Raw genomic sequence first — 16113 nt, 5'->3', positions numbered from 1 at the left:
TGCCAACATCGAGGCCGGTAGTTTCGAATGGTCTATAGCCCTCGAGGATGTACACATGAATGTCGAGGCCGCGCTGACCGAAGCGATCGGCATCGCGGGTAAAAAACTCCACACCGGACGTTCGCGCAACGACCAGGTGGCAACCGATATTCGCCTCTACATGCGTGACGAAATTGATCTGGTGCTTGCTGAAATCAAACGACTACAGGAAGCCCTGCTGCTAGTTGCCGAACGCGAGGCGGCGACCATCCTGCCGGGCTTTACCCACTTGCAGACGGCACAGCCTGTCACTTTCGGTCACCACATGATGGCCTGGTTCGAGATGCTGCAGCGTGATGCCGGACGTCTTGCTGACTGCCGCGCACGCATGAACATCATGCCGCTGGGTGCCGCCGCACTGGCTGGCACAACTTATCCAATTGATCGCCACCACACTGCTGAACTGCTCGGTTTTGATGCGCCTGCAGAGAATTCTCTCGATGCCGTTTCCGATCGCGATTTTGCGATTGAATTTACCGCCGCAGCCAGCATCCTGATGATGCACCTGTCTCGTTTCTCTGAAGAGCTGATTATCTGGTCGTCGGCGCAGTTCGCCTTTGTTACTCTCTCTGATGCCTTCTGCACGGGTTCATCCATCATGCCGCAGAAGAAAAATCCTGACGTTCCCGAACTCGTACGTGGCAAGAGCGGGCGCATCTTCGGGCACCTGATGGCACTGCTTACCCTGATGAAAGGACAGCCGTTGGCCTATAACAAGGACAACCAGGAGGACAAAGAACCCCTCTTCGATACGGTTGATAACCTGAAGGGCAGCCTCAAGGTGTTTGCCGACATGATTCCCGCGATCCAGTGCCGTGCTGACAATATGCGCGACGCCGCGATGAAGGGTTTCGCTACCGCAACCGATCTCGCCGACTACCTGGTCGTCAAGGGCGTTGCTTTCCGCGATGCACACGAAATTGTCGGCAAGGCCGTGGCACTATGCGTTGAAAAGGAGTGTGACCTCTCCGATCTCTCACTTGCCGAACTGCAGGCATTCTCTGACATTATCGATGATGAGGTCTTTTCTGTACAGACCCTTGAAGGGTCTGTACAGGCACGTGATCACATCGGCGGCACTGCTCCAAAACAGGTACTTGCAGCCGTCGAACGGGCACGCCAGCGACTCAGCAATAACTGATCATGGGTGATTCTCTTGATCTGCTCAATGAGCGCCTCAAAGCCTTTGCGCAGGAACGCGACTGGGAACAGTTTCACTCACCCAAAAATCTCTCCATGGCACTGATCGCAGAAGCTGCCGAACTGGTCGAACACTTCCAGTGGCTTAGCGAGGAGCAGAGCTATCAGCTCGATGCAGACAAGCACGAGGAAGTCGCCATGGAGATGGCTGACATCCTGATTTTCCTGGTGCGTTGCGCCGAACGTCTCGATATCAACCTGGTTGAGGCTACCGAGCGCCAAATCGCCATTAACGAGGCGCGTTACCCGGCTGATAAGGTCAGGGGCGATGCACGGCGCGCCGATGAATACGACGATGAGGATCCACGATGAGCTGGTGGGGAAAGCTACTCGGTGGCGGTTTCGGTTTTATGCTTGGTGGCCCACTTGGCGCACTGTTTGGTGCAGCTCTCGGTCACCAGCTCGATAAGGGCGTTAACCTCGACTTTGATCAGCGCCAGGGTGCCAGTGCGGATACATCTAACGAACTCGCGCAAACGGCTTTTTTCACTGCAACCTTCTCGATGCTGGGTTACCTGGCCAAGGCTGATGGCCGTGTCTCGAAAGAGGAGATCGCCTACGCCGAGCGCGTGATGCAGAATATGTCGCTCAGCAGTGAACAGCGGCAGGCTGCTATCTGGCTCTTTAATGAAGGCAAGAAAGCAAGCTTCCACCCGGACGAAATCCTGCAGCAGCTAAAACAGCAGTTGGGACGGCGCCGCAACCTGATGCGCGTCTTTATCGAGATTCAGGTACAGGCTGCATTCGAGGATGGTGTGCTGCATACCACGGAAGAGCAGGTTCTGTTGAACAGCTGTCGCATGCTCGGTATTTCCGAAATGGATTATCGAGCAATCGTCTACATGACCCAGGCAATGGGGGGATTCGAACAGCAGCATGGACGGCAAGGTCACGGCAGGAAGGAAAGAAAAGCAACGGGTTCTCTTCAACTCCCAGATGCGTACAAGATTCTGGGTGTGGACAAATCAGCGACTGACAGCGAGGTAAAAAAAGCCTATCGCCGACTGCTGAGCCAGCATCATCCTGATAAACTGGTCTCCAAGGGACTGCCCGAAGAGATGATGCGTATAGCCACCGAAAAGACCCACCAGATCAAGCAGGCGTACGAACTGGTCAAGAGCAGCCGCTCTACACTGCATTAATCTGTTGCATCTGCGAAGAGCAACAGACACCTAGACCGCGCCATATTTCTCGCGATGCCCTACCCAACGCGCTATCAGTGCCTCGGCCGCTTGCGGATGCTTGTCGAGTATTTGCTGGGCCATCTGCTGTACCTGCGGTAATAGTTTCTGATCCCTGACGACATCTGCAACCCGGAATTCCATTTCGCCTGTCTGACGGGTTCCCAACACCTCGCCTGGACCTCGGATCTCGAGGTCCTTGCGTGCAATTTCGAAACCATCTGTAGTATCACGCATCACGGCAAGACGCTGTTTTGCGGTTTCACCGAGAGGCGACTTATACAAGAGCGCACAATGGCTCTGCTGCTCACCGCGGCCGACGCGTCCGCGCAGCTGGTGCAGCTGGGCAAGCCCGAGGCGTTCCGGATTTTCGATAATCATCAGGCTCGCATTAGGCACATCGACTCCAACCTCGATGACAGTTGTTGCAACAAGCAGATCGATCTCGCCAGCCTTGAATGCTGACATGACAAGCTCCTTCTGTTCAGCCTTGAGACGGCCATGAACCAAACCGACACGAATACCTTCAAGCTCCTCACTGAGCTGGTTGGCAGTCTCTTCCGCTGCCTGTGCTTGCAGGGATTCGGACTCCTCGATCAAGGTGCAAACCCAGTACGCCTGGCGTCCACGACTGCAAGCCAGTGCAACCCGGTCAATAATCTCGTCTCGCCGCTGGTCAGATACGAGGACGGTTTTAACCGGGCTTCTTCCTGGTGGCAGTTCATCGATCACCGACAGGTCGAGATCAGCGTAGGCAGTCATAGCAAGCGTTCTCGGAATCGGTGTGGCCGTCATGATGAGCTGGTGTGGTACTTTGCCACCGCTGTTGCCTTTTTCCCTGAGAGCAAGACGCTGATGCACGCCGAAACGGTGCTGTTCATCAACAATTACCAGTGCCAGCCTCTTGAATATGACATCTTTCTGGAACAGTGCGTGAGTGCCAATAACAATTTGTGCTTCACCTGAAATGACCTGTTCCAACACCGCCTCGCGCTTCTTGCCTTTCAGGCGGCTCGTCAACCACGCCTGTTGTATGCCAAGTGGCTGTAGCCAGGTTTCAAAGTTCTTGCGATGCTGTTCGGCAAGCAGCTCGGTTGGTGCCATCACCGCAACCTGGTAACCCGCCTCAATCGCCTGCAGCGCAGCGAATGCCGCAACGATGGTTTTGCCCGAACCAACATCACCTTGTATCAGCCTCTGCATCGGGTGTTTCTGTTGCAGGTCAGTGTCGATCTCCTGCAGTACCCTTTGCTGGGCAGAAGTTAACTGAAACGGAATCTGATGGTAGAGACCGGCAGCCAGTTTTCCGGCATGGCTGATACGGAAGGAATTTTGTGATTTCTGTTGCTGACGCAGCTTCAGCAGGCTCAGCTGGTGTCCGATCAACTCCTCGCACACCAAACGTTGTTGTGCCGGATGCTCTCCGGCCTCAATCTGCCTGACAGCCGTATGCGGCGGTGGGCGGTGCAGGGTGTGTATCGCATCGGCAAGCGAAATAGCTGTTGTTGCCGGCAGCAAAGACTCTGGCAGCAATTCACGCAGGGCTCCGCCGGCATCCATTAAAGCGAGTGCCTTGTCAGTCAGGTCACGCCAGCTCTGCTGTTGCATGCCTTCAGTTGTCGCATAAATCGGGGTCAGGCTCTCCTCGACTTCGAATTCGTGATCCTCAGAAAGTAAGCGGTACTCCGGATGAATCAGTTCGAGTGAGTTCGGGCCTCGCCGCACTTCACCAAAACAGCTGATACGCACGCCCTTTGAAAAACCGTTTTTCTGACTGTTGGAAAAATGGAAAAAGCGCAGCAGCATCCTGCCGGTGCCATCACTCACCTGGACCAGCAATGAACGTCTGCGCCCATAGTGAACTTGCGCCTTGTCGACACGCGCATTAATCACCAGGTGATCACCATGTCGTCCGCTGCCGATCGGTGTTACGCGGGTTCTGTCCTGGTAGCGAAGCGGCAAATGAAAGAGAACATCTTCCACTGTTTCTATGCCAATGGATGCAAGCCGTTCTGCACTTCTTGGGCCAACGCCCTTGAGAGTTGTGACAGGTTGTTTATCGAGAGCTTGCATTTGTTTGGATCAATTGTTTACGGGTACCATAATGGTAACCGAGTGTAACCCTGCGCAGAGCGAGATGAAACCCATATGATTTTTCAGCAACAGTTCAGTTTGCAGACACAAGGACGCGGGACGATTGATATTACCCGAGAGGTCAACTCACTGAGTTAGATCGTCCAATATCACTGTCGGCGTGTGTCACCTCTTTATCTATCACACCAGTGCTTCACTGATGCTATGCGAGAATGCAGACCCTGATGTACGCTCTGACCTTGAGCGTTTTTTCAGTCGGCTTGTGCCAGATGGGGATCCCCTGTTTGAACATATTGACGAGGGTGTGGATGACATGCCCGCACACATTCGATCTATCCTGACCAAGATGGATCTCACCATGCCGGTTACAAATGGCTCTCTGGATCTTGGTACCTGGCCGGGAATCTACTTGTGGGAACACCGGCACAGGGGACACCAGCGCAAGCTGTCTGTCACTGTTATGGGTGAGTGAGAATTGGAACCGGGCCGGCTGATGATGCCTGCCCGGCAACAGACAATTTACTTTTTAAAGCTGTCCAGTCCGGCTGTCATACCTTTCAATGACAACTCCACTGTGACGGGCTTACCAGCATGGTTCGCAAATACCATGAGGAGCTTGTTGCCATTCTTGAGGCGCCCGGTAAATTCGGCATCAAGGTCAGAGCCTGCCTGGCAGCCTGCGGGAAGACAGATATTGACCGGAATAATGGCGACCTTGCCCTGACCATCAACTCGCATCTGAACGCCCGGCGGCAGGAAGATACCAAGCGGCAGGAAGACGGCAAGAACAGCCTCTTTCTGGTTCGGCACATAACCGATTACTGTCTTTAGCAAGACTTTCTTGCTTTTCTCATCGACCAGGGGCTGTACGAGTTGGCAAATTTCGACGTCTTTGTCTGCTTCAACAAAGAACTCGCACTCCTTGAGCCAGTCGCCATACTTCTTTCCATTTTCCGGATTGGTGGAAGGCTTTCGTTTTGGGGCCTGTTGAGCTGCGGGGGCTGCTGCAGCTGCTTCCGTCGCCGGCTTTGCCGCTTGCTCATGCGCTGTTACCATCGTGGTGCTCATCAGCAGTGCCGCTGCTGCGACTAGAAATCGTTTGTTCATTACTTCTCCTGGTATATTTTTCGACTCTTTACATCAGGTAATTGGAATCCAATTCGATCATATGGTTCCGCGAATATCCTGAAAAATCGTATTTAACAGCCTTGAATAATACCACTATTAGGATGTCAGCAGCATTTTCCTGGTTATGAAAAATCGAGTAGCAGGCTGTCGAGGTGCAGGCGACCACTTTCTGATGCGCGCCATGAATCGCCGCTTCTCTCCAGCAAGCCCTTTTTCACCTGTTCACCCAGCGTCTCTTCGATTGATGAGAAGGCAAGGCCGGTTCTCAGTTCATAATCCTGTTGCCTGAACCCGGCATTCAGGCGCAATGCACTCATCATGAATTCCAGGCGCAGATCGTCTTCCGTCAGCACGCGGCTTGATGAGAGTGCGTCAGCGGCTGTTACAGAGGCCAGGTAACGCTGCGGATGACGCTGCTTGTGCCGCCTGACAATCGTGCCATCTTTTAGTGTTATCTTCGCGTGAGCACCTGCACCAATACCAAGATAATCGCCAAACTGCCAGTAGTTGAGGTTATGCCGACAGGCTTTGCCTGGTTGAGCATAGGCTGAAACCTCGTACTGGCTGTAACCGGCCTGCTGCAGTTGCTCAATACCCCTTGCGGAGAGATCGGCCAGCTGGTCATTATCTGCAAGGCCCGCTGGTGGCGAATGGTGAAATGGTGTATTCGGTTCAAGGGTCAACTGGTACCAGGAGAGATGCTCGGGCTGAAACGAGATAGCCTGCTGAAGGTCAAGCATCGCCTCGTCTTCAGATTGTTCCGGTAATCCATACATCAGGTCTAGATTAAGGTTGTCGAAACCGGCGATTCTTGCCTTCTCTATTGCCTGCATGGCAGTTTCACGGTTATGTATTCGTCCTAACACTGCCAGTTTCGCATCGTCAAAACTCTGTATTCCAATAGAGAGACGGTTGACGCCAGCTTCACGATAACCTGCAAATTTACTACTGTCGGCACTTCCCGGGTTCGCTTCCAGGGTAACCTCTGCTGCCCCGCATACCGCTCTTTGTGCAATCCCTGACAAGAGTCGTTTTATGGCATCTGCCGAGAAGAGGCTCGGCGTACCGCCGCCGATGAAGATGCTGGTTATCCCCCTGTTACGCACACCGGGTAACTCAAGCTCACCGTCAAAATCCTGCAACAGGGCATCAATATACGCCTCTTCCTCGATATTGCCGGCAGCATGCGAGTTGAAATCACAGTAGGGACACTTGCGTACACACCATGGCATATGAATATAGAGTGACAGGGGGATCGTGTCAGCTTGCAGCAAGGCCATGTGCCTGGTGATTCTCTATTTTCCGATACAGAAGCTGGAGAAAATCTCTCCAAGCAACTCATCTGAAGTAAAGGTGCCGGTTATTTCGGAAAGTGCATTCTGTGCCTGGCGCAACTCTTCTGCAACCAGCTCTCCACCGCGGCTTTCGGTCAATATGTGATGTGCATTCGCGCTGGAATTCCTTGCTCGCCGCAAAGCATCGAGATGGCGGCGACGGGCAATAAATTCTCCCGACTCTTCGCCCGCATAATCCATGGATTTCTGCAGCAACTCACGCAGTTGATCAATGCCATCTCCCGACTTGGCCGAGAGGCGTACAGTGACCCGCTCACCTAACTCATCCAGCCCCGCTTCAATACCGCTCTGATCGATTTTGTTACATACGCAGGTAACAGGTATTGATGCTGGCAGAGAGGCAAGGTCTGTGCTGTCCTGCTCTATACCGCTTGCAGCATCATAGACCCACAAGATCATGTCGGCGCGGTCGATCTCCTCGCGTGCGCGCCGGATTCCTTCCTGTTCAACGACGCACTCGCTGTCACGCAGACCGGCGGTATCAACCAGATGTATCGGCATGCCGTCGAGCTGTATCTGTTCACGTAGCAGGTCTCGCGTGGTGCCGGGAATATCAGTAACAATCGCACTCTGGCGTCCACACAATGCATTCAGCAGGCTCGATTTTCCTGCATTGGGACGGCCGGCAATCACAAGCTGCATCCCATCACGTAACAACACGCCTGTTTTTGCGCTCTTCTGCACCTTGTCGATGTGGGTAAGAATGCCATTCAGATCAGCCTCGACCTTACCGTCCGAGAGAAAGTCGATCTCCTCTTCGGGAAAATCGATTGCTGCTTCGACATAAACGCGCAGATGAATCAGCTTGTCGACAAGCGCATCGATCTCCTGTGAAAAAACACCCTGCAGGGAACGACCCGCCATGCGTGCTGCTGTCTGTGAACCGGCGTCTATGAGATCGGCAATTGCTTCCGCCTGTGCAAGGTCGAGCCTGTCATTCAGAAAGGCTCGCTCGGAAAATTCGCCCGGACGCGCGAGACGTGCGCCAAGCCCAACCAGTCTCTCAAGCAGCATATCCATAATCACCGGGCTACCGTGACCCTGCAGCTCCAGCACCTCTTCACCGGTAAATGAAGCCGGGGCAGGAAAATAGATAACGATACCTTCATCGATCGGTTCGCCCTCATCATCCCTGAAGCGACGGTAAACCGCTTTTCTCGGTTCTGGCAGTCCGCCAAGGAGTGCATTTGCAATTGTTACGCCATCGAGATATGCCCTGGTTCGAAACGTTTGTGCTTTTTCATGTCACGTTCCGCAAGCAACGCCTGCACATCGCGGATCATGTCGATGTTGCCACACAAAAGCACATGGCTCTTTTCCGCATTCAGTTCCAGGTTTGCACGTTTTTCAACTTCTCCCGATGAGAGGTTATCCGTGATGCGTCCCTCCATTTGCCCATCGGTTTTCTCCCTGCTGATAACCGGCAGGTAAGTGATGCGCTGGTCGATATGTTCCAGCCCCTCAAGCTGGCTCCGGTAAGCAAGGCTCTTTTCATGCGTGGCGCCGTGAATGATGACAATGCGTTCAAAGCGTTGACTTTGGGCTGAGTTGAGCATGGAAATGAATGGGCCAATACCTGTCCCCGTTGCGATCATCCACAGGTGGGGGATATCCGGGACCTCGTCAAGAACCAGGAAGCCATGCGCATCAGTGGTTGCCAGCAACTGCTCACCTTTATCCAGCTGCGCCAGCCTGCTTGTCAGGGGACCGCCTTCGATCTCATTGAAGAGTATCTCGGCATATGGCTGGTCTTCACTGTTGACCAGTGAATAGGGGCGCTCGATACGTTCATCACCAACCTGCAAACCAACCTTGATGAACTGGCCTGCTTTGAACGGCTCCAGCTCAATGTCAAAAGTCAGGCTGAATAGCCCGTCATTCCATACTTTCCTGTCGAGGATTGTTGCTGTCTGCCAGTTAGCCATGCTTGCTCCATGATGATGATCGTCTCCTTATGAATCTGGGCCATAGAGGGGAAATAATCAACCATGGTGATCTTGATGCAATCTGTTAAAGCTGGTTTCAAACCGGTTCGGCGCTTGATTAAAGGGTGCTTCATTGACAGGCTCAATCAGTTTTTCAGGCCGCATAAAAAAATCCGCCTACTGCGATGACAAACAGCGCAGTAGACGGATTCTTGTGTTGTGATGCCTAGTCTTTCGCTTCGATGCTCTTGGTAATCACGTATTGCTGCGAGATCGACAGAATGTTGTTCATCACCCAGTAGAGAACCAGTCCCGCGGGGAAGAAGATGAAGAAGATGGTAAACACGATCGGCAACATCTGCATGATCTTCGCCTGCATTGGATCAGGCGGTGCCGGATTCAGCTTCTGCTGAATGAACATTGATATACCCATGACTGCAGGCAGAACGTAGAAAGGATCCTGAAGTGAAAGATCCTTGATCCAGAAGATCCAGGGCGCCTGGCGCAGTTCGACCGACTCCAGCAGGACCCAGTAGAGAGCGATAAAGAACGGAATCTGTACCAGCATTGGCAGACAGCCGCCCATTGGATTGATCTTCTCTTTTTTATAGATCTCCATCATCGCCGCTTGCAGACGCTGCTTGTCATCGCCGTAACGATCCTTGAGCGCCTGGATACGCGGTGTAAATTTGCGCATCCTTGCCATCGACTTGTAGCTGGTTTCAGAGAGCTTGTAAAAAACCAGTTTCAGCAGGATCGTGAAAATGATAATTGACCAGCCCCAGTTTCCGACATAATCATTAATCTTTTGCAGTACCCAGTACATCGGCTTGGCGATAACTGCCAGCCAGCCATAGTCACGTACGAGTTCAAGATTCGGGTTCAGTGCCTCGAGTTCCTTCTGCAACTTGGGTCCGATATAGAAATTGGATGCAAACGTGTGGTTTGTTCCCGGTTGTACTGTTACAGCGGGACCGTAACTGCCAAGCATGAAACGGTTGCGCTCGAGAACCTTGCTATAGAAATGATTCTGCTGATCTGTTGCCGGAACCCATGAGCCGACAAAGTAGTGCTGCAGCATGGCAAACCAGCCCGCCTGCGAATCGATGGAAAGATTAGTGTCTTTCATGTCATCGTAATCAAACTTGCTGAACTTGTCTTCCGGCGTGTAATAAGCACCACCCATGTAGGTGTACATAAATGCTGACTGCTTCTGTTCATACTCAGCGCGAATCATCTGCTGATAATCGCGTGCGGCCCAGGAAGCAGAACCGGCGTTGGTCACCTGGTGTTCTACCTCGATTGCAAAACTGCCACGCTTGAAAGTAAAGACCTTGTTAACCGAAACGCCGTCAGCGCCGCTCCATTTCAGAATGACCTTGATTTCATCGTCATTACCCAGTGCGTAAAGAGCCTGCTCACTTGTGTAGACAGCTTCATGCCCGGGTGCTGTTTCCGGTGTTGTGCCCATCAGGCCTGACTGGGAAACAAAGTAGCGATTCTCATCCCTGGTCAGCAGGTGTACTTTCTTATCCGGCGTATCGAGTGAAACCGGATATGTAGGAAGTGCTGTATCAACAATACTTCCGCCACGTGTGTCGATCGCGATATCGAGCACATCTGTTTTTACACGAACGATCGATGTGCCTGCTTCAACCTGCGTTGCCGGACCGGCAGGAACAGGAATATCTGACATGGTAGCTTCTACGGGTGTAGTGGTCGTTGCACCCGGAACCGGTGAACCGCTCACGGTAGAGGTTCCGGCTTCCGGCATGCTGGTCTCTACCGGTTTGGGGCCGTTGTCTGCCTGCCATGCCTGGTATAGCATCAGGCAAATAAATGCCAGGGCAACGAAAAGTATCGGTCGCATTGAATCCATCATGATCTTTGGTGATCCGTATTTATCTTGTCTGATTGATTGGAGGCAGGCTGCGTTAATTTGCGCCAGTGCCGCTCAAGAGAAGCGGTGAGCTTATCATTATTATGCTGTTGCGTATCCCTTCTGGCGAGAACGATAAAATCGTATCCCTGCAGAAGCTCACCCTGTTGACGAAAGCTCTCTCGTACGACTCTTTTGACACGGTTACGATCGACAGCTCGCGTCAACTGCTTTTTAGCAATTGCGAGGCCGAGGCGAGCGCAACCACTATTATTCTTACGTGCCAAAACCATGAAGCTGTTGTCGACAGAACGTAGTGGTTTTTTAAAAACCCGCTGGTAGTCGGCGGCAGTGAGAAGACGCTGCGTTCGCCGGAAAGGCTTTATTGTCAATGAGGATGAAAAGGAGTCTCTGACCAAGTCATGGACTCTTATTCATCCAGACTTGATCAGGAGCCCCTTAGCCCGCCAGGCGAGCACGACCTTTTGCGCGTCGTGCATTGATAACCTTGCGGCCACCTTTAGTTGCCATACGTGCACGGAAACCGTGCGTACGTGCGCGCTTGATGCGGCTTGGTTGGAAAGTTCTTTTCATGTCTGTACACCTTTGGCCAAGGATCTTAAAAAGGGCGCGTAGAATAAGCGCTGGTGCCCCGATTGTCAATCATAATCTCATCTGAAAGGCTGTAAAAACAGTCATTTGTCAGTAATTACTCACTATAGAATTATTCTCTGAATTGACGTATCTCTGGAGGCCCTGCAGGCCGAAAACAGGGATAATTTACAAACTGTTGTTCAGCTCATGACAAGAACATGCTGCCTGCCATAGCAGAAACCTTATGTAAGCACTCACTTATAGTAAGGGTGCCATTAACAAGTGAGATGCTACGCCATTTTCAAAGCATGACTATCGATATCAGCACCTGGTTGTAATGCAATAAAGCATAATCACGGTTTAAGTTAAGTTTTGAAATGGCTAACCCGCATAGCCTACAGTGATATTCCAATTCAAAATGCAGTACAAGATTGTATAGTAACTACTCACATACACAATAAGATATTGATTTAACAATCAATATTGAATTCTGTGTTTTATTTTACGAACAATATTCAAGTGCCTGTGGATAACTTTGATAAAGAGGGTTAGACTTAGAAAATCCAACATCACACTTTCTGTGATGCATAAACACAATAGCGATAACCATGACAAATAATCGGAACCAAGGGTGAGTAACTGGCAACGCTGTCTTCATACGCTGGAAACTGAAATACCGGTACAGCAATACAATACCTGGATTCGTCCACTTCAAAGTGTTGAAGAGGATGGACTCGTGCGCCTGCTTGCACCAAACGCCTTTGTCCTCGACTGGGTACAGAAGAACTACCTGACGCGTTTGACCGAGCTATCCAGCCAGGTCTGGGACGACAGTGCTCCCGAAATACGCCTTGAAATTGGTAGTGTCGATCAGGCTCCACAGATCCAGCCTGCTGGCTCACCGGAGTCGGCGCCCAAATCTGGCAACGACCCTTTCTCTATTCGCAAGCCTGCTGCAACCGGTCTCAGTAGCAACCTGAATCCGAATTTTACTTTCGACACCTTTGTCGAGGGAAAATCGAATCAGCTGGCAAGAGCTGCATCAGTACAAATCGCAGAGAATCCCGGTACTGTCTATAATCCCCTGTTTATTTACGGTGGTGTTGGACTGGGAAAAACGCACCTGATGCATGCCGTAGGAAACCTCATCATCAACAAAAACCCGCAAGCCAAGGTTGTCTACCTGCACTCTGAGGGTTTTGTTGCCGAAATGGTGCGTGCCCTGCAGCACAACAAGATTGACCAGTTCAAACAGAAGTACCGTACTGTCAATGCTCTACTGATCGACGATGTTCAGTTTTTTGCAGGCAAAGAGCGTTCGCAAGAGGAGTTTTTTCATACCTTCAACGCCCTGTTTGAATCACAGCAACAGATTATATTAACTAGTGATCGGTACCCAAAAGAGGTGAACGGCCTCGAAGAGCGTCTAAAATCGAGATTTGGTTGGGGCCTGGCAGTTGCTATCGAACCCGCTGATCTTGAAACAAGGGTGGCGATTCTTAAAAGCAAGTCTCTCAAACTTTTTAATATTGAACTGCCTGATGACGTCGCATTTTTTGTCGGCGGACAAGCACGTTCCAACATACGTGAACTCGAAGGTGCACTGCGCAGAATTATGGCAAATGCACACCTTACAGGGCAGTCATTGAGTGTAGATTTCGCCAAGGTTGCGTTGCGTGACATGATCGCTGCGCAAGCAAAGATGGTATCGATAGAGAATATCCAGAAGACTGTCACTGAATATTTCAAGACACGTGCTTCAGACATGCTCTCATCCAAGCGCACACGCACTGTCACGCGCCCGCGGCAGATCGCGATGGCGTTGGCCAAGGAACTGACCAATCACAGCCTTCCGGAGATTGGTGAGCGATTTGGTGGTCGTGATCATACGACCGTACTTTATGCCACGCGCAAGGTGACAGAGTTGCGTGAGACCGATACAAAATTTGACGAGGATTACCAGGCGCTCCTGAGAATCCTGTCACATTAAGTTGTGGATAACTTCTGTAATAAAGCTGTGTGTAGCAGTGCATGAAAGTTATCCACAATTCATGAACATGATTTCAAGGTGGTAAAACATCATCTTGAGGAGCCGATAAATAGTCGTAAGTATTTGAAATAAAAAGAATGAACTATTGTTATCAACAGGTGCCCATGCCCTTAATAATAACAATAAGTTTCTTATATATTCTTTAAAGGATAATTAAGAGCAATGAAAATAAAGATATCCAGGGAATCACTTTTGGAGCCACTGCTTCAAATAAACGGCGTTGTTGAAAGACGTCAAACTCTTCCCATTCTCGCGAATGTACTGATTCAATGCCAAAAGGATCGGATGGCACTCACAGCAACGGATCTCGAAGTTGAGATGCGTACTGTTACCCTTTGCGGATGTGATGAAGAGTTTGAATTTACGCTGCCTGCAAGAAAACTGCTCGATATTTGTAAAGCTTTACCGGATGAGTCAAAGATATCCCTGAGCATAGATAACAAGGACAGAGCCACACTCAGATCAGGTCGCGGACGCTATGCCCTGGGTGTGCTATCTGCAACTGAATACCCATCGATTGAAATTGCGGCAGCAGATACAAAATTTGATATTCAGGAGCGACAACTTAAACACCTGATTGATAAGACCGGTTTTGCAATGGCCCAGCAAGATGTGCGCTACTACCTCAATGGCATGTTAATTGAGATCAGCGCCAATCGTGTACGTGCTGTTGCAACGGATGGACACCGACTTGCACTCAGTGATGCAGAAGTCGAGACAGGATTCGAAGAAGAGAAAAAAATTATCCTGCCCAGAAAAGCGGCACTCGAACTGCACCGCTTTCTCTCAGACAGTGAATCACCAGTTACTGTCGAATTAAGTCAAAACCATATTCGTTTTGTGCGTGGTTCTACAACTTTCACATCCAAGCTGATTGATGGACGTTTTCCTGACTACGAACGTGTTATTCCACCCCAGGGCGACAAGGTACTGACAATAGAACGTGACTTGATGAAACAGGTACTGCAAAGAGCATCTATCCTCTCAAATGAAAAGTATCGTGGAATCCGCTTTTCGCTCTCTGAAAACCTGATTCATCTCACGGCAAATAACCCGGAACAGGAACAGGCTGAGGAAGAGATTGTTGTCGATTACTCCAAAGAGGAGATGTCTATTGGTTTTAACGTAGGCTACCTGCTTGATGTTCTGGGCGTAATCGATACTGAAAATGTCGTTATGACGCTGACTGATCCGAATAGTTCTTGCATCGTCACGCCCGAAGGTTCCGAGGAGAGTCGCTACGTTGTTATGCCAATGCGACTCTAGAAAGGAATTTAATAGCAATCTTTAAAAGGGGCGCTCTGCCTCTTTTATTTCCTCGCTCCCAGATTATGTCTCTCGACATCCTGACAATTAAAGATTTCAGAAATATTGAATCTTTTGAACTGAAATTATCACCAGGGTTTAACCAGATAACCGGCCCCAATGGCGCAGGTAAAACAAGCATTCTTGAGGCTATTTATGTTTTATCTCGTGGTCGTTCTTTCAGATCGTCCGATGTTAGACACCAGATTAGACGCCAGCAGCCTTTTTTTGAAATAACCGCAAGAACTGAAGACAGCAAACTCATCGGCATGAGAAAGAGCAGTTCGCAGGTTGTGGCACGCTTTAATCAACAACCCGTCACAAGATTGTCCGATATTGCTGAACATCTCCCTGTATTTGCCATTACGCCAAACAGCCATCAACTACTCGAAGGCGTTCCAGATATTCGAAGACGATTTCTTGATTGGGGATTGTTCCACGTGGAACACAGTTACTGGAAACAGATCCAACTCTATAACAGAATTCTCAAGCAAAGAAATGCAGCACTTAAGATGAGAGACAATTCAGCACGACATTGGGATCAGCAACTTACAGAAAGTGCTGCAATCATTACATCGATGCGTGACTCATTTATCGAGAAGATCAATCAACAGTTCCAAACCGTTGTTGAACAGCTTATGGGGGAGAAGAAAGTACGGCTAGCCTATGCACCTGGTTGGGATAGTAAATGCTTACTATTGACTGAGGCGCTGAATGACAAGCTTTCTTTGGACCAGGAACGTGGTTTTACATCAGTTGGACCACATCGATGTGAACTGAAAATCAGTATTAACAACCGCAGTATCAAAGATACCCTGTCACGTGGTCAACAGAAGGTAGTGGCGATAGCCCTGATCGTTGCACAGGTTGTCTACATCTCATCAGTTACACAGAAAAGGCCTGTTCTGTTGATTGATGACATACCCAGTGAACTTGATAGTAAACACTTACAATCGTTAGTTGCCTTTCTTGACGATGTTAATGCTCAGAAAATCATTACAAGTGTGCACCCCATTAAGGAACTTGAGGAATACACATCAACATTGTTTCACGTGGAACATGGAAGTTTGGGAGCAAGTTAACTGAACCTGGGCGACAGCATCTGTAAGGTAGCAAGTGTAGCCTGTTGTATCCTATGTGAGGCGAGCGTATCTTGCTGATTTACGGTATACTTCGAAGCCACATCAGGAGTTTAATGAATGAGTGAATACAATTCTTCATCGATAAAAGTACTTAAGGGTCTGGATGCTGTCCGCAAGCGTCCGGGTATGTATATCGGTGACACGGATGATGGTACTGGTTTACATCACATGGTTTTCGAGGTTGTTGATAACGCAATCGACGAGGCTCTAGCAGGACACTG

14 protein-coding genes and 2 pseudogenes are annotated in these 16113 nt (G+C 50.3%); 8 read left to right on the top strand and 8 right to left on the bottom strand.

Going from position 1 to position 16113, the window contains the following annotated elements; genetic code table 11:
• The 3 genes from argH to djlA form a co-directional block, all read left to right on the top strand.
• Positions 1 to 1180, top strand: a 1180-nt coding sequence (argH, locus tag BOW51_RS04865; RefSeq protein WP_078476704.1) for an argininosuccinate lyase, incomplete at its 5' end; no start/stop codon positions are given.
• 2 nt (positions 1181 to 1182) lie between these two features.
• Positions 1183 to 1551 (top strand): nucleotide pyrophosphohydrolase, encoded by a 369-nt coding sequence (locus BOW51_RS04860; RefSeq protein WP_078476701.1) that lies wholly within the window; start codon positions 1183 to 1185, stop codon positions 1549 to 1551.
• On the top strand, positions 1548 to 2381 hold the full coding sequence (djlA, locus tag BOW51_RS04855) for a co-chaperone DjlA (protein ID WP_078476700.1): 834 nt from the start codon (positions 1548 to 1550) through the stop codon (positions 2379 to 2381). The genes BOW51_RS04860 and djlA overlap by 4 nt, the downstream gene beginning before the upstream one ends.
• A gap of 30 nt (positions 2382 to 2411) precedes the next feature.
• Here djlA and recG read toward each other — a convergent pair whose 3' ends face one another.
• Complete coding sequence (gene recG, locus BOW51_RS04850; RefSeq protein ID WP_078476699.1) at positions 2412 to 4493, bottom strand: ATP-dependent DNA helicase RecG; 2082 nt, start codon at positions 4491 to 4493, stop codon at positions 2412 to 2414.
• Between the two features lie 181 nt (positions 4494 to 4674).
• Between recG and BOW51_RS04845 the strand changes: the two genes are divergently transcribed.
• The gene (locus tag BOW51_RS04845) at positions 4675 to 4986 is read left to right on the top strand and encodes a secondary thiamine-phosphate synthase enzyme YjbQ (RefSeq protein ID WP_306341488.1); all 312 of its coding nucleotides are present in this window, start codon (positions 4675 to 4677) and stop codon (positions 4984 to 4986) included.
• Positions 4987 to 5033: 47 nt separating this feature from the next.
• Here the strand turns inward: BOW51_RS04845 and BOW51_RS04840 are convergent, their stop codons facing one another.
• The 7 genes and pseudogenes from BOW51_RS04840 to rpmH form a co-directional block, all read right to left on the bottom strand.
• A complete protein-coding gene (locus BOW51_RS04840; protein WP_078476698.1) occupies positions 5034 to 5621 on the bottom strand; it encodes an invasion associated locus B family protein in 588 nt (195 codons plus the stop codon).
• A gap of 143 nt (positions 5622 to 5764) precedes the next feature.
• The gene (gene hemW / locus BOW51_RS04835; protein WP_245828508.1) at positions 5765 to 6916 is read right to left on the bottom strand and encodes a radical SAM family heme chaperone HemW; all 1152 of its coding nucleotides are present in this window, start codon (positions 6914 to 6916) and stop codon (positions 5765 to 5767) included.
• Between the two features lie 21 nt (positions 6917 to 6937).
• Positions 6938 to 8191 (bottom strand): annotated as a pseudogene (mnmE, locus tag BOW51_RS04830) (tRNA uridine-5-carboxymethylaminomethyl(34) synthesis GTPase MnmE); the annotation flags it as partial.
• A 2-nt stretch (positions 8192 to 8193) separates the two neighbouring features.
• Positions 8194 to 8922 (bottom strand): ferredoxin--NADP reductase, encoded by a 729-nt coding sequence (locus BOW51_RS04825; RefSeq protein ID WP_078476695.1) that lies wholly within the window; start codon positions 8920 to 8922, stop codon positions 8194 to 8196.
• A 226-nt stretch (positions 8923 to 9148) separates the two neighbouring features.
• Positions 9149 to 10804: a membrane protein insertase YidC gene (yidC, locus tag BOW51_RS04820; protein WP_306341487.1), complete on the bottom strand. Its 1656-nt coding sequence runs from the start codon at positions 10802 to 10804 to the stop codon at positions 9149 to 9151.
• On the bottom strand, positions 10801 to 11193 hold the full coding sequence (gene rnpA / locus BOW51_RS04815; RefSeq protein ID WP_245828505.1) for a ribonuclease P protein component: 393 nt from the start codon (positions 11191 to 11193) through the stop codon (positions 10801 to 10803). Before rnpA ends, yidC begins: the two co-directional genes overlap by 4 nt.
• A gap of 67 nt (positions 11194 to 11260) precedes the next feature.
• Positions 11261 to 11395, bottom strand: a complete 135-nt coding sequence (rpmH, locus tag BOW51_RS04810; protein ID WP_043116252.1) for a 50S ribosomal protein L34 — start codon at positions 11393 to 11395, stop codon at positions 11261 to 11263.
• A gap of 631 nt (positions 11396 to 12026) precedes the next feature.
• On the opposite strand from rpmH, the gene dnaA reads away from it, so the two are divergent.
• The 4 genes and pseudogenes from dnaA to BOW51_RS11090 form a co-directional block, all read left to right on the top strand.
• Complete coding sequence (dnaA, locus tag BOW51_RS04805; RefSeq protein WP_078476694.1) at positions 12027 to 13385, top strand: chromosomal replication initiator protein DnaA; 1359 nt, start codon at positions 12027 to 12029, stop codon at positions 13383 to 13385.
• Positions 13386 to 13607: 222 nt separating this feature from the next.
• A complete protein-coding gene (gene dnaN, locus BOW51_RS04800; protein WP_078476693.1) occupies positions 13608 to 14711 on the top strand; it encodes a DNA polymerase III subunit beta in 1104 nt (367 codons plus the stop codon).
• 65 nt (positions 14712 to 14776) lie between these two features.
• A complete protein-coding gene (recF, locus tag BOW51_RS04795; protein WP_078476692.1) occupies positions 14777 to 15832 on the top strand; it encodes a DNA replication/repair protein RecF in 1056 nt (351 codons plus the stop codon).
• 117 nt (positions 15833 to 15949) lie between these two features.
• Positions 15950 to 16113: pseudogene (locus BOW51_RS11090) on the top strand (ATP-binding protein); the annotation flags it as partial.

The organism is Solemya elarraichensis gill symbiont (assembly GCF_002021095.1).
In the GTDB taxonomy this organism is placed as follows: domain Bacteria; phylum Pseudomonadota; class Gammaproteobacteria; order Chromatiales; family Chromatiaceae.
Note: the sequence above shows the minus strand (reverse complement) of the source record. Positions and strands in the feature narration are given on the sequence as shown.